This window comes from Sphingomonas sp. A2-49 (assembly GCF_025548555.1).
Classification (GTDB): domain Bacteria; phylum Pseudomonadota; class Alphaproteobacteria; order Sphingomonadales; family Sphingomonadaceae; genus Sphingomonas.
In genome coordinates this window covers 27,028-51,043 of record NZ_JAJLPA010000007.1, presented here as the reverse complement: position 1 = coordinate 51,043, position 24,016 = coordinate 27,028, and the positions used below count along the sequence as shown (strand labels likewise).

Genomic DNA, 24,016 nt, shown 5'->3' with positions numbered 1-24,016 from the left:
TCATGGCTCTATCCGCGCGCCATGTCGGATGGGTCGCGACGCTCACCGGCCGCAGCCTCGCCGCTGCAACCGGATCATGGCCTCCGCGATCCGCGCGCCCAGCCTGCGCTGCGCGCCGGTGTCGAGGTGCAGGTCGTCGGGATTGCGTGTCAGCCCGCCGGCCGACACCATGGCGACGCAGGGCAGGGCTACGGACGCCTGCCGGTCCTGAACCATCGTCCAATAGGGATAGCGATCCGCGTTGATCGTCGGCCGGTCCGCGATCCGGACGAAGACCACCGGCAGGCGCGGCGCGGCGAGATCCTGGCGGAGCGCCGCAACCAGCGCGGCGAAACGGTCGGACCAGAGGTCGGCGGTCGGCGCCTGCGCATCGCTTTCGCCCTGATACCAGAGCAGCCCGGCAAGCCGCCCCCGCGCTTCGCGCGTCCGCCGGAGGCAGGATCCGTAGAGCGTGTCCGGCGCCGCGTCGGCGTGCCATGCCGCGATCGCGCTGCCGCCCTTCGCGCACGGCACCAGCGCGACCGGACGCCCCCGCCCCCGCAGCATCCGCCTGGCGAAGGGCAGCCCGGGTCCGACCGCGGCCTGCCGGTCGGCCGACACGGCATCGATCTGGTCGGCGGCATCGTCGAGGGGGTCGAGCGCGTCGCGCCAGCGCGCGTCGTTGCCATACAGGCGGATGCGCGGATCTGCGACCCGCTCCGCCGGCGTCAGCGCCGCCAGCGCGCCGCGACCCGACATGTTCGATTGTCCGGCAAGCACGTAGACGTCGAACGGTGCGGCCCGCTCGGGTCGCACGGCCGCGGCCGAGCCCGCGAGCGCGAATGCGGCGAGGACCGCGGCCGCGCCCTTCACCTTGGCCCCTCCGGCACGGGGCCGTGAAAGTCCGCTTCGACGATCGCCAGCCGCCAGCCCGCGGGAACCGCGTCCGCACCGGTGTCGCCGGCCTGCCGGGCGTTGCCGACCTCGACGATCTTGCCGAACGCGTCGCGATCCACGGTCGGCGCGGTCTGCGCGATCCGTACGGTGCGGCCCCGGGCGGCGGGGAAGTCGACGACGGCATAGCCGAGCTGGCGGTCCGTCTCGCCCTTCCACACCTCGCGACCGTCCATGGTGATCCGGATCGGATAGGCGCGCGAACGCCAGCCGACCAGTTTCAGTTCGATCGCGGTCAGCGTCACCGGCGCGTCGAAACGATATTCGATCCATGCGGTGCCGGGCCTGCCGTCGCTCGACCAGCGCGACAGTTCGTCGTCGTCGATCGTCTTGGCCGCATCCTGCGGGTTCGCGCCCGCGGTCACGCCGCTCGGCACGACGGTGGTGCGGGTGACGCGATAGGAGGGGCCGGACGGCGTCGGGCCGCGCGTGAGCAGGCCCGACTGCGCGGCATCGGCGAAGGCGCGCGACAGGCCGCCCTGCACATCGGGTGCCGCGCGCGTCGGAATCGTCAGCGTCGCCGGCCGCAATCCCGCCGCGGTCGCGGTGATGCGCACGGTGCCCGGTGCCGTCCCGGCGCGCAGCAGGACGCGGTTGATCCCCGCCTCGACCGGCAAAACCTTCGACAGGATGTAATTGTCCTCGCCGCGCGCGGTACCGGCGGTGGGCGTCGTGCCGGGGATCGCCTCCGCCTGCACGGGTACCGCCGCACGCGGCCTGCCCGAGCTGTCGCCCTGCGCGATGCCGCCGCGCCATTCGGCGGGGCCGGCGAGCGTGAAGGCCACCGTGTCGTTCGCGGTCGGCACCCGCCGCCCCTCGGCATCGACGACCTCGACGTCGACCAGCGCCAGGTCGGCACCGTCCATCACGAACCCGCGCGGTCCCGTGTGCGGCACCAGCCGCAGCGCAGCCGGCGCGCCGGTCGTCGCGACGGCATGGTCGGATCGGCGGCCGTCCGCGCCGGTCGCGACGGCGCGCAGCGTGCCGGGCTGCCAGCGCACGCCCGGCCAGGTGAACAGGAAGCCGCTCGACCTCCTCCCCTGCCCCAGCGAGCGGCCGTTGAGGAACAGCTCGACCCGCTCGCCGTTCGAGACGACGCCGATGTCCTTGCTTGCGCCGGCGCGGTAGTTCCAGTGGCCGATGATGTGAGTCGCGGGCGTTTCCGCATCGACCCAGCCGGTCCACATCACCCGATGCGCGTAGAAGCCTTCCTTCGGCAGCCGCACCGCATCGACCTCGCCGGAACGGCGATAGTTGTTGTCGCCGCGATAATGGGTGTTGCTGTCGGACCAGATGATGTTGACGCCGCCCGCGCTCACCCTCCTCCCGGTGCCGGGACGGATGCGGTAAAAGTCCCACCAGCGGCGCACGTCCTCCTGCGCCTGGCTGTCCTGGTTGCGGTTATAGTCGGGCGCATCCGCGTGGAACGGCGGGGTCAGCGCGTCCTGATACAGGCGCGCCGCCTCGTCGCGACTGTATTCCATCGCCCACATCGGGATGCGCGCGCTCTTGTTGATGTACAGCATCTCGCCGCCATATTCGGCGGTCCGGCTGTCGAGCATCTCGCGCGATCCGATCGCCCGCCCGCCGTGGGGATCGCAGGCGTCGCGGATCGCCTTCATCTCCGCCATATGGGCTTCGCTGATGCTTTCGTTGCCGCTTTCGTAGAACAGGATCGAGGGGTTGTTGCGGTTGTAGACGATCGCGTCGCGCATCTGCTCCTTGCGCTGGTCCCACCGGCGCCCCTCGACATCGTGTTCCGCGTCGCCGGCGGGCATCGCCTGCGGCAGGCCGACCCGGTCGGCGGATTCGATGTCCTGCTTCGACGGGGTGATATGCATCCAGCGGACCAGGTTGGCGCCGCTCTCCACCATCAGCGCGTTCGAGAAATCGCTGATCCACGGCGGGATCGACACGCCGACCGCGGGCCATTCGTTCGAGGTCCGCTGGGCGTAGCCGTGCACCTGCATCACCCGTCCGTTGAGCCGGATCATGCCGTCGCCGAACTGCGTGGCGCGAAAGCCGGTGCGCGTGTCGACGGCATCGATCACCTGCCCCCGTTCGACCAGGCTGGTCGTCACGCGGTACAGATAGCCGTAGCCCCAGCTCCAGAAATGAAGGTCGCCGATCCGCCCCGCCGCCGCGAGCGTCCGCGTTCCGCCCGGGGCCAGCGTGACGACGCCGCCGTCCAGCCGGCCGACGACGCGATCGTCGCGGTCGCGCACGTCGACCCGATACGACAGCGTGCGCGGGCGCGCCTCCTCGTTGCGGACCTGGGTCTCGGCGTGGATCGTCGCCGATCGGCCGGCAAGGTCGAAGGCATCCGCCCAGACATATTGCCCGGTCGTCCCCAGATCGGACATCAGCGGCAGCGTCTGATACGTCCGCGGCGCCAGGTGCAGCTTCACGTTGCGCGTGATGCCGCCGTAATTGACGTTGAAGTTGCGGTCGTTCCACTGGAAGCCGCTGCCGGAGCGGCGTTCCTTGTAGCGCCAGTCGTTGTCGACCCGCACCGCGATCGTGTTCTCGCCCGGCCGCAGCGCGCGCGATATGTCCGCGCCGAACGCCATCGCGCCGCGTTCCGACAGCACGACGGACCGGCCGTTGACCCACACCTCGGCCGCCTGGCGCACGCCCTCGAATTCCAGGAAGGCCTTGCCCCCCTGCGCGCCGCGGGGCAGCGCGACGCGCTTGCGGTACCAGGTGATCCCGGTCGACAGGTCCTTGATATCGCGGGCGAAGGCCTCTTTCTCGTTGAACGCGTTGGGCAAGGTGACGACGCGCCACGCGCGGTCGTCGAAGCCCGGCCGTTCCGCCCCCTGCACGTCCCCGGTCGCCATCCGCCATGCCGGATTAAGGTTGAAGGTCGCGCGCGCCGACGCGACCACGGTGGAGGCATCATGCGCGCCCACCGGGGCGCTCGGCAGGATGCCGGCGACGGCTGCCACCACGACGGCAACCCATCGGTTGCAGGCCGGCATTCTCCATCGCGAGGCGAGGATGCGACGCGGATCGCCGGCCCGGATATATCCCTCCATCACCCGTCCCATATATTATTTCGTTGCCCCACAATGTGCTGACGACACGATTGTGGCAAGCCGAAATGCGCCATGGCCCATAGGCGGGGATGACGCAGGGCTGGCATGACGGATGCCGTTCCGGCACGCCCCGTTGCCCGACCACGCCGTCGAGGGGAGCGCGTCGGCTGCGGCCGGTTGCGTCGCAGCAGCATCGCGCTATGAGATGTTGCAACGTGTCATACACCGGATGTCTTTCCGCGCTTCGGAGCCGCAATGCCCTCACCAACCGTCCTCCCGTGCCGGCGCATCGCCGGATTGGCATGGCCGATCGTCCTCGGCCTGACACCCGCCAGCGCCGGGGCGCAGGCGTCACCCGATCGCGAGGACGGGGGCGACATCGTGGTGCTCGGCACGCGCGACACGGTCGATAGAACGCTGTCGTCGGATCGCGTGACGGAGCGCATGTCGCAATCGAGCCGGTCGCTGGAGCGGACGATCCTGGACGCGGCGGGTGCCCATCGGCTGAGCGATGTGCTGGAACTGGTCAGCGGCTTCAGCCAGCAGAACAATCGCGGCGGCGTGATCGACAATTTCGCGGTGCGCGGCTTTCTCGGCACGCCGGACGGGGGCGCGGAATATTATGTGAACGGGTTCATGGCCAATCGCGGCATGGCGCCGCCGCGCGATCCCGCCACGACGGAACGGATCGAGGTGCTGAAAGGACCGGCGGGGGCGCTATTCGGCGAGATCGATCCGGGCGGGCGGGTCAATATCGTCACCAAGGCGCCGCGCTTCGCGCCGGCGGCGAACGCCACGATCGGCTATGGGACGTTCGGCACGCGGCGCGTGGACCTGGATGCGACCGGACCGCTGGCCCGGACGCTGGCGGCGCGGATCGTCGTCGCGGGCGAGGACAGCGACGGATGGCGGGACACCGTGAGCGTGCGGCGGCGGATCGTAGCGCCGTCGCTGAGCTGGCGGCCGGGCGACGGGTTCGCGATCACCTACAGCGCGGAATTCAGCCGGTTCGACACGCCGTTCGACCGCGGCGTGCCCGCGATCGACGGGAATGCCAACGCCCTGCCGCGCTCGAACTATTACGGCGAACCGTCGAACGGGGTGACCCGATCGCGGAACGACCAGCATCAGGTCACCGGCTTCGCGCGCCTCGGCCGCGGCTGGACGCTGAACGGGGGCGTCGTCTGGCGGACGGGAACGCTGAAGGGCCTGTCCGCCGATTCGGCGCGGATCGTCGGCCGGACGCTGTGGCGGCAGCGGCGAGCGCGGGATTTCGGTGTCGACGGCCTCGCCGCGCGATTGGAGCTTTCGGGACGCATCGGCCGGCACTGCGTCAGCGCCGGTTTGAAGGGCTATCGCTTCCTGTATGGCGAACGCTGGCAGCGCATCAATCCGTCGGAGGCGCGGCCCTATGCCATCGACCTGTACGATCCGGTGCACGGGGCCGTCGCCGCGCCGCTCCGGCCGTTCACCAATAACGACGAGCGGCGTCGGGCGGGCATGCTCTACGTCCAGGACATGTGGGCGCCGACCGACCGGCTGACGCTGGTCGGCGGCGCCCGGATCGCGCCCTATCGCCAGCGGATCGTCAACAACACCACGGGCCGCGCCGGTCGCAACGCGGGCGCACCGGCCGATGTCCGCATGGGCGCGACCTACCGGGCGACGGACGCGATCGCGGTGCACGCCAATTGGGGCGAGACGTTCGCCCTCAACACCGGGACGGATCGCAATGGCGCCGGCTTCGGCCCCGAAACGGGCCACGGCCACGAGGTCGGCATCGCCGTCCGCTCGTCCGGCATCGACGTCGCCGCGACGTGGTTCGCCATCGGCAAGCGAAACATCCTCACGACGGATCCGGTCGATCCGAACTATCTGGCACCGGTCGGCAGCCTCGTCAGCCGCGGGATCGAGCTCGACGCCTCGGCCCGGCTCGATGGCCGGTGGCAGATCGTCGCGAACTATGCGCGGATCCACGCCCGCGCCGACGACGCCGCCTTCCCGACCGCCGCCGTGCTCAACGTGCCGAAGCATGCGGGCACGGCGTTGCTGGTCCACCGCATTCCGACGCGGCACGGCGACTGGCAGGTGAGCGGCGGGGTGGCCCATGTCGGCGACCGCGCCGGATCGCTCACCGCCCGCCCGGTCCTGTTGCCCGCCTATACGAAGGTGAAGGCCGCGCTCGAGGCACCGTTGGCGAACGGCCTGCGCTTCCGCCTCGAGGCCGACAATCTGTTCGATCGACGCTATGCCGCGAGTTCCTACAGCGCGCTGTGGATCTATCCCGGCGCGCCGCGGCTGGTCCGCGCGTCCATCAGGCTGGAGCGTTAGGAGGCATAGCCTGCACTATTGTCCGCCAGCACGATCTCCGGCCGCGCCGATCGCCTGCCCCATCGCGCGCGATGGCCCGCTTCACCTGCGCCGAAGGACGCAACCCTCGTCGCGAGACCGGCGGGTCAGGATATCTGCATGGTAAGCGACTGGGCGACGACCGCCGCCTGCGTCCGGTTGCGCACGTTGAGCTTGCGCATCAGCGCGGTCATGTGGACCTTCACGGTGGCTTCGGCGATCCCGAGGTCGAACGCGATCTGCTTGTTGAGCAGGCCCGAATGCACGCCGCGGAGCACCTTGATCTGGGTCGGCGTCAGATGGGGGCCGCCCTCGCCGTCGGATCCCGCCGCGGTCGCGTCGCGAGACGGCCGACAGGCGTCATGTCCGGTACCATTCACGATCATCCTCCCTTGCTTCTGACGTCGCGAGCGTGGCGGCAATCATCCGCCGCATCCCGACCGGAACAGCGCGTCCACGTGCCGCTTGTGCGGATCCGGTTGGACAGGTTTGGATATGGGCCGCGATTTTGCGGACAGGCAAGTCAATTCGGTTGTCAGATCGAAAAAATCTGTCGTACAGATATGGTCGATTACCGACAGGCGAAGCCGCCGCCGGATCGATGGAGGGGGCGGATGGAAACGCGGACGGAGCGTCGCGACCGGAGCGGGCGATCCGCGCGATGATCGGACCCGACGCCCGGCTGGTCATCGCGGCGCTGACCGGCATTCTTCTTGCCGTCGTCATGATCGTGCGCGGCCGGCTCCACCCCTTCATCGGCCTGTTGTGCGGGGCGTTCACCGTCGGCCTGCTCGCCGGGCTGCCGCTGCCCGAGGTCGCCAAGGCGGTCCAGAAGGGTGTCGGCGACATCGTCGGCGGCACGGGACTGGTCGTCGCGCTCGGCCTGTCGCTGGGCGCCATGCTGCACCTGTCGGGCGGGGCGGTGTCGCTCGCCAGGAGCGCATTGCGGCTGACCGGTGCGCGCGCCGCCCCCTGGGCGACGCTGGGCATCGCGATCGTCGTCGGATTGCCGCTGTTCTTCGAAACGGGCCTCGTGCTGCTGTTGCCGATCGTCGTCGCGGCGGCGGACGAACTGGCCGGCCGGGACGGCGTCGATCGCGACGCGGCGAAGCTGCGCCTCATCATGCCCGCGCTGGCGGGGCTGGGCGTCGTGCACGCGCTGGTGCCGCCGCATCCCGGCCCGCTGCTGGCGGTCGAGGCGCTCGGCGCCAACCTCGGCCTGACCATGGTCTACGGCATCGCGATCGCCATCCCCACCGCGATCGTCGCCGGGCCGCTGCTGGCGATGGTCGTGGCGAGGGGGGTCCGGCTGGAGCCGCCGGTGGCGAGCGGGCCCGCGATCGACGTCGCGCCGCCGCCGCGCCTCCTGTCGCTGCTGATCGTGCTGATGCCCGTGCTGCTGATCGCCACCGGCGAAATCGGCCAGATGGTCCCGGGACAGAAGGGCGCCGGGTGGCTCGTCGCCGCGGCGAACCCCGTCGTCGCGCTGCTGCTGACCAACCTCCTCGCGCTCCCCATGCTGTTCGGGCGCCGGCTGCGCGACGTCGCGATCCAGGATGCGGTGTGGCGCGAGACGATGGGCGCGGCCGGCGCGATCCTGCTGGCGATCGGCGCGGGCGGCGCGCTGAAGCAGGTGCTCGTCACCGCGGGCCTGTCGGACCTGCTCGCGCGGACTGTGCTGATGTATGCGATCTCGCCGTTGCTGCTCGGCTGGCTCGTCGCGGTTGCGATCCGCCTTGCCGCCGGATCGGCGACGGTCGCCACGATCACTGCGGTCGGGATCATGCCCGGCGTGGTCGCCGGCTCGGGCGCATCGCCCGAACTCGTCGTGCTGGCGATCGGCGCGGGGTCGGTGTTCTTCAGCCACGTCAACGATCCCGGCTTCTGGCTGGTCAAGAGCTATGTCGGCACCAGTACCGCGGACACGTTCCGGACCTGGTCGATGCTCGAAACGACGATATCGGTGGTCGGCCTCGCGCTGGTGATGGTGGCGAGCCATGTCGTCTGATCCCGCCGGCGGCCATCCGCCCCTGCCCGAGATCCGGCTCGCGGACCGCGCCTATACCGCGATCGTCCAGATCATCACGAAGGACGGGCTGGCGGTCGGCGACCGGCTGCCCGCCGAGGCGCACCTCGCCGCGACCTTCGGCATGTCGCGCACGATCGTGCGCGAGGCGCTGGCGCGGCTGGCGTCCGACGGCATCACCCAGGCGCGTCGCGGCGCGGGGTCCTACGTCAAGCGACGCCCGTCCGAACGGCTGGGCACGCACATGCCGATGGACGCGCTCGCGACGACGCTCGGCACGTACGAGGTCCGCTTCGTGCTGGAGGCGCAGGCGGCGCGCCTCGCCGCGCAACGCCGCTCGCACCTCCAGCTCGACGGGATCGAGCGCGCGCTCGAGGCGCTGCGCACCGCGCTGCTGTCCAGCGCCGCCGCGCACGAAGAGGACTGGTTGCTCCATCGCGCGATCGCCGACGCGACCGGCAACGCGGCCTTCCTGTCCGTGTTCGATCACCTGGAGGACGAGGTGATGCGCATCCTGCGCGCCGGCGTCGACATCTCGCGCTCGCGCCCGCCGGAAGCGATCAAGGCGATGATGGACGAACACGACGCCATCGTCGATGCGATCCGTGCGCAGGATGCCGACGGCGCGGCGCTGGCGATGCACTGGCACCTGTCGCAGGGGCGCAGGCGGTTGATGCCGTGACCGACGACCGGTTACGCGCCCGCCGGCGCCGCCATCCAGGCGAGCACGTCGGCACACAGCGCCTCGGGCGTTCGGGCGGCATCGAGGACCAGCGCGCATTCGTCCGCGCCCGGCCGTTAGAGCGTCGCCATCTGGCTGCCGAGCAGGCTCACCGGCATGTAATGGCCGGTGCGGCCGGCGAGGCGCCGGGCGAGCTCGTCGCGACCGGTGTCGAGCAGCACGAACGCCAGCGGGCAAAACGATGCGGCCCGCAGCCTCCGGCGGTAGCTGCGCTTGAGCGCGGAACAGGCGGCGACCGCCATGCCGTCCGCCGCCGCGGCGGCCCCGATCGCGTGTCCGAGCCGGTCGAGCCAGGGCCAGCGATCCGCATCGTCGAGCGGCCGCCCCGCCTGCATCTTGGCGACGTTGGCGGCGCCGTGGAACGCGTCGCCTTCCAGCATCGGGCAGCCGAGGTGCGTTGCGAGACGGGCGGCGAGCGTCGACTTGCCGCTGCCGCTGACACCCATGACGACGATGGCACGGGGCACGCGACCCCGTCGATCTGCCTGCACCGTCCGTCCCCGCCCCGTCCGCCGGCCCCATCGCCGCGGCATGTCGCGCCGCCATCGCCGATTCCCGCGCCTTTTGCCATTACGACCTTTGTCGCGGTCGCAGGCGCCGGCGCCGGCGCCTATCCCCCCTCGTGGAACGCCGCTCGGGCCCCATCGGCAAAGGACCACCCGTCATGACCGTCACGCCCGCGGCACCGTCGCACAGCGGCGCCCGCCCCGCCGACCCGCTGCTCGACCCGGGCGGCAGGCATGACGCGCAGGGAAGGTTCGTCGAACTGGTCCGCATGGTCGTCGAGGTCGACACGGTGATCGATCGCGACCCCACGCTGTCGCCGCGGACCAACACCATGCTGGACGGGAACCCGGCGCTGTACGCCACGCCGGGACGCCGCTACCGCGCGGGGATCCGTGCCCGCTTTCAGGACCATCGCCCCGGTCGGATGGCGTTTCGCAAGGGAAGGACGTCGTCATGGACATCGATCGCCGGGATCTGATCCTCTCCGCCGCGGCCCTGACATTGGGGTCGGGCGCGCGCGCGGCGGGCGGGCCCGACCGGCGGCTGGGCTATGCGATCGTGGGGCTCGGCACCTACGGCCTCGACGTCATCATCCCCCAGTTCGCCAATTGCCGGCACAGTCGCCTCGCGGCGGTCGTCAGCGGCAGCCCCGACAAGGCGCAGCGGGTCGCGGCGGCGCACGGCCTGCCCGCGCGTTCGATCTATTCCTACGCCGATTTCGACCGCATCCGCGACAATCCCGACGTCGACATCGTCTATGTCTGCCTGCCCAATTCGATGCACGCCGACTACACGATCCGGGCCGCCAGGGCCGGCAAGCACGTGATGTGCGAAAAGCCGATGGCGGTGTCGGTCGCCGAGTGCGAGGCGATGATCGCCGCCTGCAAGAAGGCCGGGCGCAAGCTGATGATCGGCTATCGCTGCCATTTCGAACCGTTCAACCTGGAAGCGATGCGCCTCGCCCGATCGGGCGCCGCCGGGACGATCCGCTACGTGCGCACCGAGCATGGCTTCGTCCAGCGCGATCCGGCGAAATGGCGGCTCAAGCGTGCGCTGGCGGGCGGTGGCTCGCTGATGGACATGGGCGTCTACAGCTTGCAGGCCGCGCGCTACATGACCGGGGAGGAACCGGTCGCGGTCACCGCGCGCGAATCCACCGACCGCCGCGATCCCCGCTTCGCGGAGGTCGAGGACATGATCGAATGGACGCTCGAATTCCCCTCGGGCGCGATCGCGGGCTGCCAGTCGATGTACAGCGCGAACCAGAACCACGTCCTGCTGATGGGCGACAAGGGCCGGATCGAGCTCGAGCCGGCGACCCGCTACGACGGCAACCGGATGTGGCTCGGCCGCGACGGCCGCGAAACCGTGGTGACGCCGCCGCCGGGCCCCGGCAGCACGCAGTTCGCCGGGCAGCTCGACCATCTGGCCGAGTGCGTGCGCACCGGCCGCGAACCGATCGTGTCGGGCGAGGAGGGCCTGCGTGACATGCGGATCGTCGCGGCGATCTATCGCTCCGCCCGCGAAGGCCGCACCATCCGCCTCGACGGCCGCGCATGAGCCGCCTTCGCGCGATGCTGGGCCTCGCCATCGTGGCACTGGCGGCGGCGCCGGCGGCGGGCCGGCCGGCCGACCCCACCGGCTTCGCGTCCGCCGCCGACGTGCGCGCGGCCGTCGCGGCGATGGCGAAGGCGATGAAGCCCGGTCAGGGCTTCGCCTGGCAATCATTGGTCCGCGACGGCGCGCGGGTCGCGGCGCTCGAATATTGGAAGGCCCCGGGGCGCCCCGCCGTCCATCCGGACCAGGCCGAATATGTCGTCGTCATTGCCGGCGCCGGCACGCTGGTGTCCGGGGGCACGCTCGACGCCCCGGCCGTCGTCAACCCCGACCTGACCGAGGGCGACCGCATCGTCGGCGGCACGACGCGCCCGCTCGCGCCGGGCGACGTCGTCCTGATCCCCGCGGGCGTCCCGCACTGGTTCGGCATCACCGCCGACCGCCTCGTCCTGCTGGGTACCAAGCTGCCGGGCGGGCGGGACTGATGGTGACGGCCACGATCGCCGTGCCGATGCAGGTCCCGGGCGACCGATTGCGGCGGGCCGGGTGACCGCCGCGATGCCCGCTGCGATCGGCGTCGGCCTGATCGGCTACGGTCTCGGCGGGCGGGCGTTCCACGCGCCCTACGTCGCGGCGACGCCGGGCCTGTCGCTGCGCGCCGTCGTCTCGCGCGACCCGGCCAAGGTCCATGCCGACCATCCCGGGATGCGGGTGGTGCCGACCGTCGAGGCGCTGCTCGCCGATCCGGACATCGATCTCGTGATCGTCTCCAGCCCCGACGCGCTCCATGCCGCGCATGCCCATGCGGCGATGGCGGCGGGCAAGCACGTCCTCGTCGACAAGCCGTTCGCGACCTCGCTCGACGACGCGCGCGCGCTCGTAGCGGCGAGCGAACGCAGCGGGCGGCTGCTCACCGTCTTCCACAACCGCCGCTGGGACGCCGACTTCCGCACGCTCCGGGCGCTGCTCGCCGACGGGCGGCTGGGCGATGTCGTCACCTGCGAAAGCCGCTTCGACCGGTGGCGACCGGTCGCCGCCGCGACGTGGAAAGAGGCGCGGCCGGGCGGCGTGTGGCTCGACCTCGGCCCGCATCTCGTCGACCAGGCGCTGCTGCTGTTCGGTAACCCGCTCGCGATCCATGCCGACATCGCGACGCTGCGGCAGGGCGCGCCGGCGCCCGATTACGTCCGGGCGACGCTGCGTTACCCGGACAAGCGGGTGACGCTTCACGCGAGCAAGCTCGTCGCGGACCACGGGCTGCGGTTCGCCGTCCACGGCACGCGCGGCAGCTGGATCAAGCACGGCATCGACCCGCAGGAGGCGGCGACGGTGGCCGGGCATCCGCCCGGTGGGGACGACTGGGGCGAGGATCGGCTGGACGGCCTGTTCACCCCCGGCGACGACGCCGCGGCGGCGATCCGCGTGCCCAACCGACGGGGCGATTACCGGCTGTTCTGGTCCGCCCTCGTCGCCGCGATCCGCGGAACGGGTGCCAATCCCGTGCCGCCGGACGAGGCGCTGGCGGTGATGCAGGTGCTCGACGCCGGATTGCGCAGCGCCGCGAGCCGGTGCGAGGTTCCGCTGTGACGAGGGCGGGGCGGCGGGCGCATGGATGACGGCGTGCGCCCGCGGCCGTTCGCGCTGTCCGCGGCGATGGTGGCGGGCACCGTGACCGCGGGACTCGCGCTGCGCCTGGTCCCGATCGGGCTTCCCGGCCCGGTCGTGAAGCATGGCGGATCGATCCTGTGGGCGCTGATGGTCTATGCGATCGCCTCGATGATCCGTCCGCGATGGCCCCCGCGCGGCAGCGCCATGCTCGCACTCGTCATCGCCTGGAGCATCGAATGCGCGCAGCTGTATCATGACCCCGTCCTCGACGCGGTGCGCCGGTCGCAGATCGGCGCGCTGTTGCTGGGCAGGGTGTTTTCCGGCTGGGACCTCCTCGCCTATGCCGCCGCCATCATGGGGGGCGCCGCCATCGATGCGCGCATCCGGCCGGCATAACGACACGGGCGCGGCGTCGCATGCCCGGTTAAGGGTCGACCGGACGCCGCCTGATCCTGCAAGGGGGTGTATGGCCCGTTGCGAGATATCCGATGTCCGATGACCTGAAGGTCCTGTTCCAGCACCTGCTCCCCAAGCAGCGGCTGACCACGTTCGCCGGCCGGATCGCCCGCGCGCGGGGCGGCGCCGTCACGACGCGGCTGATCCGCTGGTTCGTCGGACGATATGGCGTCGACATGAGCGAGGCCGCGGATCCCGACATCGCGCATTATGCAAGCTTCAACGATTTCTTCACCCGTCCGCTCAGGGCCGGCGTGCGCCCGCTGGCGACCGCGGATTTCGTCTGCCCGGTCGACGGCGCGATCAGCCAGCTCGGGGCGATCGACGACCATCACATCGTGCAGGCGAAGGGGCATCGCTTCACCACGACCGATCTGCTCGGCGGCGATGCGGCGCTGGCGGCCCGGTTCCGCCACGGCAGCTTCGCCAACCTGTACCTGTCGCCCAGGGACTATCACCGCCTGCACATGCCCTGCGACGGCACGCTGACCCGCATGATCCACGTGCCGGGCCAGCTGTTCTCCGTGAACCCCGTCACCGCGCGCGGCGTGCCGAACCTGTTCGCGCGGAACGAGCGTGTGGTGTGCGTCTTCGAATCCGCCACGCACGGCGTGTTCGTCATGGTGCTCGTCGGCGCCACCATCGTGGGCAGCATGGCGACCGTATGGCACGGCGTGGTCAATGCGCGGCGCACCGGCACGCCGTTCGAATGGACCTATGCCGATGGCCACGTCGCCATCGCGAAGGGCGAGGAAATGGGCCGGTTCCTGCTCGGATCGACCGTCGTCATGCTGTTCGAACCGCATAGAATCGCGTTCGACCCGGACTGGGCGCCCGGCCGCACCGTGCGGCTGGGGGAGCGGATGGGCGATCGCGCGGCGTAAAGCGACGATGCCGCCGGCGCGGCCGGCAGGAGGGCGAGGCGCGCGATCACAGCGCGCGGAACCGGAAGTCGCGGAAGCGCGCCGCGCCCGCACCCGCCGAATAGAGGCCGGGGCGCAGCATCAGGAAGCCGCCACGGACATTGTGGTGATAGCCCGACACCTCCATGCCGCGGTCGAAGCGCTGCCAAGTCCGGCCGCCATCGCCCGAGGTGTGGATCGCGACGATATGGCGCGTGTTGGCGATGCGGATCGTCATCCGCCGGCCGTGCGGGTTGGCGGGACGGCCACGCTCGATGCCATATTGGTGCGTGACGAAGCGCTGCTCGTCGAAGCCGAGGCCGCAATACAGCTTGTCGTCGTAGAACAGGACGAGGCCCGCGGTGCCGCCCGGCGCGATCTCGATATCGCACTGGAACGCATAGGCCTGGTCGCCGGCGATCAGCAGCAGCGGCGATGAATCGACCGGCGCGGTACCGCTCGCGCGCAGCACCAGCGCGCCGCGATCGATGCGGATGCGGTCGCGTTCGGCGGGGCCGGGGCGGAAGAAATTCCACTTCGCGCCGAGCGCCAGCGGACGAGCGAAATCGTCGGACAGCGGCTGGCCGTGCGCCCCGCCCTGCCCGCCGCGCGGCTTGGGCAGCGGCTTCGACAGGTCGCCGCCGGTCATCCGGAACCAGCCGTCCGCGGTCCAGCGGACCGGATCGAGCAGCACCTGTCGCCCCAGCGTCCAGAAACCGTTCTCATAGCCGTGGTAGACCGACCACCAGCTGCCGTCCGGCGCCTCGACCAGGCTGGCGTGGCCGCGCGACCACCATTTCTCGTCGGTGGACACGGTGCGGACGATCGGGTTGCCGGGATCGTTGACCCACGGCCCGTGGATCGACCGCGACCGCGCGACGATCACCATATGCCCGGTCGGCGGGCCGGCGGTGCCGCCGACCGCGGTCATCATGTAGAACCATCCACCGTGGCGATGGATCTTGGGGCCTTCGGGGCTGAACCCCTCGACGTCCCAGTCGTCGGGGTAGCGCCACGGATCGTAGACATGCTCCACCTTGCCGACCGTCGACAGGCCGTCGTCGGACAGGCGGACGCGATCGCCGCCCGACAGGAACAGCCAGCGCGACCCGTCCTCGCCGACCGCGTGGCAGGGATCGATATGGCTGTGCAGGCCAAGGCTGACCGGGTCGGACCACGGCCCGTCGATGGAGTCGGCATGGATGACGTAGATGTCGTTGCGGGGGCTCGCCTTCACCGGGATGTACAGGAAATAGCGGCCACCGTGCCTTTCGAGGCTGACCGCCCAGACCGATCCGATGTTGCGGGTGAGCGCCGCCGTCCGCGGCCGCCAGTTGACGAGGTCGCGGCTGTGCCAGATCGTCAGCCCCGGATAGCTGTCGAAGCTGGAAAAGGTCATGTAATAATCCTGCCCGTCCTTCAGGATGGCGGGATCGGGCCGGTCGCCGCCGATCAGCGGGTTGAGGAACCGCCCGTCGCCGAGGTCGGCGATCCGCTGTCCCTCGAACCCGCGCCGCCAGCCCGGGGGGTTGGTCCCGGCGGCGCGCGTCGCGGCAGGGGCCGGGCCGGCGACGGCGGTGACGCCGCCGGCCAGCGCAGCGAGGGAAAGGGCATCGCGCCTGTTGAAATCGGTCACGCGGACTCCTGGATCGGGGACGGGCTGGGCACGGTGTACGACGACATGGTCGCGCGTGTCGAAGCCGTTGCAGACCATGGCGGAATTTTCGGCGGGCGTGACCGGCGCGCCATGCCCCCCGCCCATGGATCGGGCGCAAGATGGTTCAAAGCCCGTATTGAGGACATCGTCCGACGATGCGACCTGCGCCGTGTGGAAGGACGCGATCCCCCCCCCTGGGGCGACCCTTTCATTTCAGGCTGTCGCGGAACGTCCGTTCCGCCCTGAACGCCGTCGACATCAAGGAACAGACATGACCGATACGACACATGACATCGTCGATACCGCCGTCGCCGCAGGCTCGTTCACGACGCTGGTCGCCGCCGTCACCGCAGCGGGCCTAGTCGATACGCTGAAGAGCGACGGACCGTTTACCGTCTTCGCGCCGTCCGACGATGCCTTCGCCGCGCTGCCCGCCGGCACGGTCGAGGATCTGGTGAAGCCCGAGAACAAGGAAAAGCTGACCGCGATCCTGCTGCTGCACGTCGTGCCGGGCAAGGTGATGGCAGCCGATGTCGCCGGCCAGCAGCTCGACCCGGCCACCGCCGGCGGCGAGACGGTGCATGTCGATGGCACCGACGGCGTCAAGGTCGATGGCGCCACGGTCGTCACCGCGGACATCGCGTGCACGAACGGTGTGATCCACGTCATCGATACCGTGCTGCTGCCCAAGGGCTGATCCCCGGCGCCGGCGATCCCGGGCGGCGACGCCCCGGATCGCCGGCGCCGCCATGCGCGGTCCGACCCGGAGCTTGCAGAAAGGCCCCCGTCACCATGAGGATCGGCATCGTCGGGGCGGGGATCGCCGGACTGTCCTGCGCCGACCGCCTGCACGCGGCCGGGCACACGGTCCGCGTGTTCGACAAGGGGCGCGGCCTCGGCGGGCGCATGGCGACACGTCGCATCGCCTCGTCCGCCGGCGCCGTCGCATTCGATCATGGCGCACAATATTTCACGGCGCGCGATCCGCGCTTCGCCGCCGTCGTCGCCGGCTGGCACGCGGCCGGGTTCGTCGCTCCCTGGCCGGCGGCAGGGCCGGACGCCTGGACGGGCACGCCGGGCATGAGCGCGGTGGTGAAGGCCCTGTCCGCACAGCTCGACGTGCAATTTGACCGTCGGATCGACGCGCTTCGTGGCGGCGACGGGTCATGGCGACTCGATCCCGTGTGCGAGGACGCGTTCGATGCGGTGATCGTCGCCACTCCGGCCGAGCAGGCGGCGCCGTTGCTGATGGCGCACGACGCCGCGATGGCCACTATCGCGCAGCGCTGTCCGTCCGCACCCTGCTGGACCGCCATGGCGGCGTTCGGCGAACGGATCGCCATCGCCGACGACATCCTGCGCGATACCGGAATCATCGGCTGGGCGGCGCGCGACAGCGCCAAGCCGGATCGTGGCGGCATCGAGGCGTGGGTCATACAGGCCGACGCGGACTGGTCGCGCGACCATCTGGAGGACGACGAGGCCGCCGTGGTGGATGCGCTGCTCGCGGCGCTGGCCATGGCGGCGAAGCGACCGCTGCCGACGCCGGTCGTGCGGATCGGCCACCGCTGGCGCTATGCGCGCGTCAGGGCGTCGGGCGACGGCGCGCTCTGGAACGATGCCGCGGGGATCGGCGCGGCCGGCGACTGGTTGCTGGCGCCGAGGGTCGAAAGCGCGTGGCTGTCCGGCCAATTGCTGGCCGAGCGGATCGGCCCGCCCGGCCGCTAGCGCCGATCGACGGCGCTAGGCGGGCATCCCCGCCACGATGCGCGGATCGATGGCATAGTCGCGCGCGATTTCGCGCGCGGTCATCTTCGCCGACATCATCACCGATGGCGTGCCGCCGCCCGGCTGCGTGCCCTGGCCGACCAGATACAGGTTGGTGATATCCTCGCTGCGGTTGTGCGGCCGGAAGAACGCGGTCTGCGTCAGCCGCGGCTCGACGCCGAAGCCGTTGCCGGCATAGGCGCCCAGCGTCCCCTCGAAATAATCCGGCGTGACGAAGCTGCGATAGACCAGTCGCTCGCGCAGGTCCGGGATGTAGCCGCGCTCGTCGAGGAAGCCGAGCACCGTCTGCGCGAACCCCTCGCCCACCGCGTCCCAGTCGATATCGCCCAACGTGTTGGGCACCGGGATCAGCGTATAGGCGGCGTGATGGCCGGGCGGCGCGAGGCTCGGGTCGGTCAGCGTCGGAATGTGCAGATATTGCGAGAAGTCCTCGGCAAGGATCTTGCGTTCGAAGATGTCGGTCAGCAGCGCTTCGTATCGCGGCCCGAGAATGATGTTGTGATGCCGCAGATCGGGATCGCCATCGCGCGCCGTATAGCCGAAATAGATGACCATCAGCGACATGCTCTGCTTGCGGAATTTGACGACGGCGTCGCGGTTGATCCGGCGGTGCGCCCGGTCGATCAGCTTGAGATAGGTGGTCGCGTAATCGGCGTTGGACACGACGAGATCGGCCTTCAGCGCCTCGCCCGACGCCAGCGTCACGCCGGTGGCGACGCGCTTGCGGCCGCGCTTTTCGACATCGATCCGCGCGACCGGCGCGCGCAGTCGCACCGTGCCGCCCAGTTCCTCGAACTTGACGGCCAGCGCGCGCACCAGCGCGCCGGTACCGCCCATCGCATAATGCACGCCCCAGGTCTTTTCGACGAAGTGGATCATCGCATAGATCGCCGGCACCTTCAGCGGATTGCCGCCGATCAGCAGCGGCTCGAAGCTGAACACCTGCCGCATCTTGTCGCTCTTGAAGAATGTGCCGACCAGCGAGAACAGCGGCTGGACCGCACCCAGCTTCAAAAGGTCGGGCACGACCTTCAGCATCGCGCCAAGGCTGCCGAAATAGGTATAGCCGAGTTCGAGGAAGCCGCGCTGGAAGATCGCACGCGCCGCCTCGTGGAAGCGGTCGTAGCCATCGAGGTCCTCGGGCGCGAGCCGCGCGATCTGAGCGCGGACGTTCACCGGATCGGCGTCATAGTCGAAGAAGCTGCCATCGTCGAAATAGATGCGGTAGAAGGGCAGCACCGGCACGATGTCGACGTACCGGCTGGTATTGGGTCCGCCGCTGATCCCGGATCGGACCGGCCCTCCGCCGGCGAGCACGTCGGGCGGGAAATCGGGCGCGGTCAGCATCGCCGCATCGCGCTCGAGCGCGAACAGCTCCTCGATGAAATGCGGCACGGTCAGCACCGTCGGTCCCATGTCGAAGGTGAACCCCTGCGCGCGCCGGACATAGGCGCGGCCGCCGACGTCATCGAGCTGTTCGACGATGCGCGTGTCGAAGCCGAGGCTCTGGAGGCGGATCGCGCAGGCGATGCCGCCGATGCCGGAGCCGATCACGATGGCGCTGGGACGGGTCATGGGGTGGGCATGCTCTTTCGAAAGGACGGGTCGGGACTCAATCGCCGTTCCAGACCGCGCGACAGCAACAGATGCGGCACCGCGACGGAGGCGAGCAGCTGGAACGCCTGGGCCGTGGCGGACGGTCCGAGGCCGGAGGGTACAATCGTGCGAACGACCCACCAGCCGAATATGGCGAGGCCCGACAGCATCGCGCCGGTGCCGAGCCACCGCGCCGCCGTCATGTCGCGCAACGCGGCACGGGTCCGGGCGAGGTGCCGCGGCGAATGCAGGAAGACGAAGAACAGCGCGAAGCCCGCCACCGGCGGCAGGATCAGCAGCAACGCGAAGCACAGGGTCATCGCGCTCGCCCAGCTGCGCCCGCCGTCGCGCCAGGCGGCGGCGATTCCGACCGCCGTCACCAGCAGCGCGACGGGCGCGACCGCGGTGACCACCTGCGCGATCACCGCAGCGCGCGAATCGCTCATCGCGACGAACAGCGCCGCCACCTCCGCAGGGTGGCCGATCGTCGCCGCCGCGATCACCGCCGTGCCGGCCGCGACGCGCAGCAGCGGCTCGTCCAGCATCTGCCAGTCCTCGCCGAAATGCACCGCGGCGACCACCAGGAACAGCGCCAGCGCCACCAGCGGCAGGGTCAGCCAGAGCGTCACCATCAGCAGCGCCACCGCGACATAGCCGCCCACCGCGAGCCGGACGCCGAATCGCCCGAGCGCGCCGGACCGCCGCAACAGCGCGATGTCATAGGCGCCGTGCGGCAGCCCGCCACCGATGAAGACGAGCGTCGCGGCGGCCACCGCCGCCGGCTGCCCGAGCGGCACGCCGGCGAGGGTCGCCACGACCAGCGCCGCCGCCGCGATCCAATAGGCCACACCGACGCGATCGCCGCGCCCCGGGGGGGCACGGCGACGCGCTGTCGTCCGGTGGCGGGCCAGCGCCGTCATCGGGTCAGGCGGCGTAGCCCGTGCGTCCGTCCGATTCCGCCTCCGACTTGCGGACCGCGATCAGGAAGATAAGGATGCCGAGGCCGGCCTTGGCGACGATGTCCGCGATCGTGTAGCCGACCTGGATCGTCGTGGTCGCCGTGCCGCCGGTAAGGCCGGCATAGGGCGCCATGTAGACGATCGGGTAGAACCCCCAGGAGGCGAAGGTCAGCAGGCGCGCCTTGCGCACCAGGTCCTGCGCACCCGCGGGCTGCTGCTTGATCGACGCACCGAGGCCGCTGAACAGCTCCCACACGATGTACAGGAACGGGATCGACGACAGCGTGCCCCAGATCGCCCGCGTCGGCATGTCGGCCGCGATCTCGCCGGGATAGCCGAGCACGATCATCAGCGCCGCGGCCGTGCCGAGGCGGATGGCCTTGGACGACGTTTCCTCGCGCGACAGCCGCATCACCAGCACCAGTTCGATCAGCAGCAGCGGCACCGTCAGCAGCCAGTCGACGTAGCGATACGCGTCGTTGAAGGCGTAACCCGTCGCGGTGACGATGCCGTCCTTGAAGGAATAGGCCGCGTTCCAGCTCTCGAAGATGCGGAAATAGTGATAGGCGGCGATGCCGGTGACCAGCCCCGAGACGACGAGCGCGGTCCGATAGGCGGGCGCGACCTGCGCCCGGCTGAGCCAGAGAAAGGCGGTGGCGGCGGCCATCGCCGCGAACGTGAAGGAAAACGCGTTGTAGACCAGCGAGAATTGAAAGGGGGTGACGATGTCCATGGCAGTCTCCGTCGCATTGGACCACGGCACGGATGCGCCGGGCAGTGTCGATCCGGGATGCCGGCCAACCCGATGTGACGGACCTGTCGCTCCCGACGATGTCGCCACGAAAGCACCAGATGGGCGAAACTGGCCTGACCGCACGCCGAATGGCTAGAGGCGTACGGTGTTGCCTCCGTGACGACGACGCCTGCCTAGACCCGGCCGTGCGGTCCGCCGATACGGACTTTGTGCCGTATCCCTACAGGCCGGCCTCGACGGCGAGACGGATGAGGTCCGCCGTGGTGTGCAGGTCGAGCCGGGTCATCAGGATGGCGCGGTGCATCTTGACCGTCTTTTCCGCCAGATCGAGTTCCGCCGCGATCTGTTTGTTGAGCAGGCCGTTCGCGACGAGCTTGAGCACCTGCCCCTGCCGCGGCGACAGCGCCTTCACCATTTCCGCCGCACGGATGCGGCGCATGCTCGACGGCGTCGCGGCAGTGGCGTCGATCTCGATCTGCGATCCCAGGAAATAGAGCAACGCGTCGTTTTCGTCGTAGATCGGCGCGACCAGCACGGCGTTCCGGAACGGCTGGCCGTTGCGCTTGTAGTTCAGGATCTCGACCAGCACCGGACGATGTTCGCGCACGCCGCGCCGGATCTCCTCGGTCAGCCACGGTTCGGTCGCCGGGCCGGACAGGAAGCGGCAGTTGCGTCCCACGACGTCGGCGACCGGATAGCCGGTCAGCTCGCAGAACGCCGCGTTGCAGGCGACGATGGGATTGTCGGGCAGCCGCGGGTCGCTGATGACGGAGGGGATCGGACTGTCGGCGACCAGCCGCAGGTGGCGGTCCCGCGTCGCAAGGGATTCGGCCTGTTGCGCCATGTCAGCTGAGCGTCCGATGCATGGCGTCCTGCATACCGGTGGCGGGACGATGTGGCACCCGAATTGTTCGCGCGGCACCGCGCTCGCAGACGGTGCGGAGGCCCCCGGCGTCAGGCGGGCCGGTTGGCGAGCACGGCGGCGAGCAGGCCGGGAAAACGGCGATCGAAATCATCGCGTCGCAGCGTGTTTATCATCTCGCGCCCGGCCTGCGTCGTCTCGATCAGCCCCGCCGCGCGCAGCAGCTTCAGGTGGTTGGACAACGTGCTCTTGGGGATCGAATCGCACGGCGCCGCATCGCTGCAGCTCAGCCGCTCGGTCGCGACCAGGCGCGCCACCATGCCCAATCGGTTGGGATCGGCCAGCGCATGCAGCGCCAGATCGAGCGGAACGTCCTCCAGCCGGGGATGGGTGAAGCGGGGCATGCGAGGGACATAGGAACCCGGGCCAAACTTTAATAGTTCGGGTTTATTGAACCTTTGAACGCCCGCCCCATCTTTCGCGGTGCCGACGGCGCACACCGACGTGATCGCGGGCAGGAAATTCGGAGAATGCATATGTCACTGGCACGCAAGACGGCGCTCGTCACCGGGGGATCGCGCGGCATCGGGGCGGCGATCGCCCGCAGGCTGGCGGCCGAGGGTGCGACCGTCGCGATCACCTATGCCGGCAACACGGCCGCCGCGGACGCCACCGTGGCGGCGATCGGGGACGCGGGCGGCACCGCCTTCGCCTTCCAGGCCGATGCCGCCGATCCGGCATCGCAGCGCGCGGGCGTCGAGCAGGCCGCCGCCGCACTGGGCGGGATCGACATCCTCGTCCACAATGCCGGCGTGGCCGAATTCTCCACGGTTGCCGAGGATACCGACGACACCTTCGATCGCCAGTTCGGCGTCAACGTGAAGGGCCTGCACGTCGGCACGCGCGCGGCGCTGCCGCACCTGCGCGATGGCGGGCGGATCATCCTGATCGGCAGCATTTCGGGCGAGCTCGCCTTCCCCGCGACCGCGGTCTACAGCGCGACCAAGGCGGCGGTGGCAGCCCTGGCGCGCGGCTGGGCAAAGGATCTCGCCCCGCGCCGCATCCTGGTCAATACGGTGCAGCCCGGCCCGATCGACACCGACATGAACCCCGCCGATGGCGCATTCGCGCAGCAGATGATCGGGGCCATCCCGCTCGGCCGCTACGGCACCGCCGACGAGGTCGCGGGTGCGGTGGCGTTCCTCGCCGGACCGGATGCGAGCTATGTCACGGGCGCGACGCTCAACGTCGACGGCGGCGCCGCCGCCTGATCCGGCGCCACCGGCCCCCCTGCGCCGTGGCGCGGGGGGCCGGCGACCCGCTCAGCGCGCGTCTTGGACGAAGCGCGCCACGTCGCGCAGCACCGGCGCCCGGTTGCGGAACGGCCGCGCGATCGCCAGCAGGAGGCCGACGTGGCCGGTCTTCGGATAGGATCGCAGTTCGACCGCGACACCGCCGCTGCGCAACCGCGCGCGCAATGCCTCACTGTTGCGCGGGCGGACCGTCACGTCGTCCGCGCCGACGAGCAGCAGCGCGGGCGGGTCGCCGGCACCGGCCCAGGTGACCGGCTGGGTTTCGTCCGGCCGCGGCCATGCCCCGAAGGCGGCGCGGCTGGCGTCGACGTCGAAGGGCGCGAAGTCATACGGCCCCGCCAGCCCGACGAACCCCTTCACCGCCCGCCTGTCCTGCTTCAGCCAGCGGTCGTCCACCGCCAGCATCGCCGCGATATAGGCGCCCGCGGAATGCCCCATCAGGACGATCCGCGCGGGGTCGCCGCCGAAGTCCGCGGCATGCGCCTCCGCCCAGCGTACCGCCGCCGCGCCGTCCTCGACGAAGCCGGGATAGCGGACCTCGGGCACGAGCCGATAGTCCGGTATGACGACGACGAACCCCTGCGCCGCCAGCGCCCGCCCGACGAAGGCGTAGCCGGACCGCGCGCCGCTGTTCCAGCTGCCCCCGTAGAAGAACACGACGACCGGCCGGCGGCCGACGGCATGCGGGCGCGGCGCATAGACGTCGAGCGTCTGTCGCGCCGCATCGCCATAGGCGATCCCCGATGCGACCTTCGTCGTCCCGCGGTCCTTCGGCACCAGCGTATCGAACACGCCGAGCGGCGAGCAGCCCGCGACGAGCAGCCCGGCGAGGAGCGCGAGGCGCGTGCGGATGGCCTTCGGCATGCTGTCGACACTCCCCGTGATCTGCCCGTCATGGGATCGCCGCTTTTCCCGTGCCGTCAAGCCGGCCGCAGCCGTAAACCGTTTCCAAAAGGCGGGGGCGACGCC

Annotated in this window: 23 protein-coding genes; 12 read left to right on the top strand and 11 right to left on the bottom strand. The window is 70.5% G+C overall.

From position 1 onward, the window contains the following. Window positions 1–42 precede the first annotated feature (42 nt). Complete coding sequence (locus LPN01_RS08520; protein ID WP_262827950.1) at window positions 43–852, bottom strand: sialate O-acetylesterase; 810 nt, start codon at window positions 850–852, stop codon at window positions 43–45. Further along, window positions 849–3,884, bottom strand: coding sequence for a sugar-binding domain-containing protein (locus LPN01_RS08515; protein WP_262827949.1), 3,036 nt, complete (start codon window positions 3,882–3,884; stop codon window positions 849–851). Before LPN01_RS08515 ends, LPN01_RS08520 begins: the two co-directional genes overlap by 4 nt. A 384-nt stretch (window positions 3,885–4,268) precedes the next feature. On the opposite strand from LPN01_RS08515, the gene LPN01_RS08510 reads away from it, so the two are divergent. After that, window positions 4,269–6,302 (top strand): TonB-dependent siderophore receptor, encoded by a 2,034-nt coding sequence (locus LPN01_RS08510; protein ID WP_262827948.1) that lies wholly within the window; start codon window positions 4,269–4,271, stop codon window positions 6,300–6,302. 125 nt (window positions 6,303–6,427) lie between these two features. On the opposite strand, the gene LPN01_RS08505 is transcribed toward LPN01_RS08510, so the two are convergent. After that, a complete protein-coding gene (locus tag LPN01_RS08505; RefSeq protein WP_262827947.1) occupies window positions 6,428–6,706 on the bottom strand; it encodes a helix-turn-helix domain-containing protein in 279 nt (92 codons plus the stop codon). Window positions 6,707–6,981: 275 nt separating this feature from the next. Here LPN01_RS08505 and LPN01_RS08500 point away from each other — a divergent pair, with 275 nt between their 5' ends. Beyond that, window positions 6,982–8,328 carry a GntP family permease gene (locus tag LPN01_RS08500; protein ID WP_262827946.1) on the top strand — a complete coding sequence of 449 codons (1,347 nt, stop codon included), beginning with the start codon at window positions 6,982–6,984 and terminating at the stop codon, window positions 8,326–8,328. 22 nt (window positions 8,329–8,350) lie between these two features. Further along, the gene (locus LPN01_RS08495; protein ID WP_262828022.1) at window positions 8,351–9,028 is read left to right on the top strand and encodes a FadR/GntR family transcriptional regulator; all 678 of its coding nucleotides are present in this window, start codon (window positions 8,351–8,353) and stop codon (window positions 9,026–9,028) included. Between the two features lie 116 nt (window positions 9,029–9,144). On the opposite strand, the gene LPN01_RS08490 is transcribed toward LPN01_RS08495, so the two are convergent. Then, a complete protein-coding gene (locus LPN01_RS08490) occupies window positions 9,145–9,555 on the bottom strand; it encodes a gluconokinase, GntK/IdnK-type (RefSeq protein ID WP_316747210.1) in 411 nt (136 codons plus the stop codon). A gap of 197 nt (window positions 9,556–9,752) precedes the next feature. On the opposite strand from LPN01_RS08490, the gene LPN01_RS08485 reads away from it, so the two are divergent. The 6 genes from LPN01_RS08485 to asd all read left to right on the top strand — a co-directional run bounded on the left by LPN01_RS08485 (window position 9,753) and on the right by asd (window position 14,100). Continuing rightward, window positions 9,753–10,073: a hypothetical protein gene (locus LPN01_RS08485; protein WP_262827945.1), complete on the top strand. Its 321-nt coding sequence runs from the start codon at window positions 9,753–9,755 to the stop codon at window positions 10,071–10,073. Further along, window positions 10,049–11,155: a Gfo/Idh/MocA family protein gene (locus LPN01_RS08480; RefSeq protein ID WP_262827944.1), complete on the top strand. Its 1,107-nt coding sequence runs from the start codon at window positions 10,049–10,051 to the stop codon at window positions 11,153–11,155. Before LPN01_RS08485 ends, LPN01_RS08480 begins: the two co-directional genes overlap by 25 nt. Next, window positions 11,152–11,637, top strand: a complete 486-nt coding sequence (locus LPN01_RS08475; protein ID WP_262827943.1) for a cupin domain-containing protein — start codon at window positions 11,152–11,154, stop codon at window positions 11,635–11,637. The genes LPN01_RS08480 and LPN01_RS08475 overlap by 4 nt, the downstream gene beginning before the upstream one ends. Before the next feature lie 61 nt (window positions 11,638–11,698). Then, on the top strand, window positions 11,699–12,739 hold the full coding sequence (locus LPN01_RS08470; protein ID WP_316747206.1) for an oxidoreductase: 1,041 nt from the start codon (window positions 11,699–11,701) through the stop codon (window positions 12,737–12,739). 33 nt (window positions 12,740–12,772) lie between these two features. Further along, on the top strand, window positions 12,773–13,156 hold the full coding sequence (locus LPN01_RS08465) for a DUF2809 domain-containing protein (RefSeq protein WP_262827942.1): 384 nt from the start codon (window positions 12,773–12,775) through the stop codon (window positions 13,154–13,156). A gap of 92 nt (window positions 13,157–13,248) precedes the next feature. Then, window positions 13,249–14,100: an archaetidylserine decarboxylase gene (gene asd, locus LPN01_RS08460; protein WP_262827941.1), complete on the top strand. Its 852-nt coding sequence runs from the start codon at window positions 13,249–13,251 to the stop codon at window positions 14,098–14,100. 46 nt (window positions 14,101–14,146) lie between these two features. Here asd and LPN01_RS08455 read toward each other — a convergent pair whose 3' ends face one another. Continuing rightward, window positions 14,147–15,754, bottom strand: coding sequence for a family 43 glycosylhydrolase (locus LPN01_RS08455; RefSeq protein ID WP_262828020.1), 1,608 nt, complete (start codon window positions 15,752–15,754; stop codon window positions 14,147–14,149). 292 nt (window positions 15,755–16,046) lie between these two features. On the opposite strand from LPN01_RS08455, the gene LPN01_RS08450 reads away from it, so the two are divergent. After that, entirely contained in the window at window positions 16,047–16,472 is a 426-nt protein-coding gene (locus LPN01_RS08450; RefSeq protein ID WP_262827940.1) for a fasciclin domain-containing protein, read from the top strand. A gap of 95 nt (window positions 16,473–16,567) precedes the next feature. After that, the gene (locus tag LPN01_RS08445) at window positions 16,568–17,503 is read left to right on the top strand and encodes an NAD(P)/FAD-dependent oxidoreductase (RefSeq protein WP_262827939.1); all 936 of its coding nucleotides are present in this window, start codon (window positions 16,568–16,570) and stop codon (window positions 17,501–17,503) included. A 15-nt stretch (window positions 17,504–17,518) separates the two neighbouring features. Here LPN01_RS08445 and crtI read toward each other — a convergent pair whose 3' ends face one another. The 5 genes from crtI to LPN01_RS08420 form a co-directional block, all read right to left on the bottom strand. After that, on the bottom strand, window positions 17,519–19,138 hold the full coding sequence (crtI, locus tag LPN01_RS08440; RefSeq protein WP_262827938.1) for a phytoene desaturase family protein: 1,620 nt from the start codon (window positions 19,136–19,138) through the stop codon (window positions 17,519–17,521). Further along, on the bottom strand, window positions 19,135–20,007 hold the full coding sequence (locus LPN01_RS08435; protein ID WP_262827937.1) for a Brp/Blh family beta-carotene 15,15'-dioxygenase: 873 nt from the start codon (window positions 20,005–20,007) through the stop codon (window positions 19,135–19,137). Before LPN01_RS08435 ends, crtI begins: the two co-directional genes overlap by 4 nt. Before the next feature lie 76 nt (window positions 20,008–20,083). Next, on the bottom strand, window positions 20,084–20,851 hold the full coding sequence (locus tag LPN01_RS08430; protein WP_262827936.1) for a bacteriorhodopsin-like: 768 nt from the start codon (window positions 20,849–20,851) through the stop codon (window positions 20,084–20,086). 241 nt (window positions 20,852–21,092) lie between these two features. Then, window positions 21,093–21,716 (bottom strand): LuxR C-terminal-related transcriptional regulator, encoded by a 624-nt coding sequence (locus LPN01_RS08425; protein ID WP_262827935.1) that lies wholly within the window; start codon window positions 21,714–21,716, stop codon window positions 21,093–21,095. A gap of 110 nt (window positions 21,717–21,826) precedes the next feature. After that, a complete protein-coding gene (locus tag LPN01_RS08420) occupies window positions 21,827–22,138 on the bottom strand; it encodes an ArsR/SmtB family transcription factor (protein WP_262827934.1) in 312 nt (103 codons plus the stop codon). Between the two features lie 132 nt (window positions 22,139–22,270). Between LPN01_RS08420 and LPN01_RS08415 the strand changes: the two genes are divergently transcribed. Then, the gene (locus LPN01_RS08415) at window positions 22,271–23,005 is read left to right on the top strand and encodes an SDR family oxidoreductase (protein ID WP_262828019.1); all 735 of its coding nucleotides are present in this window, start codon (window positions 22,271–22,273) and stop codon (window positions 23,003–23,005) included. Between the two features lie 51 nt (window positions 23,006–23,056). Here the strand turns inward: LPN01_RS08415 and LPN01_RS08410 are convergent, their stop codons facing one another. Continuing rightward, window positions 23,057–23,911: an alpha/beta hydrolase gene (locus LPN01_RS08410; protein WP_262827933.1), complete on the bottom strand. Its 855-nt coding sequence runs from the start codon at window positions 23,909–23,911 to the stop codon at window positions 23,057–23,059. Window positions 23,912–24,016: the final 105 nt, after the last annotated feature.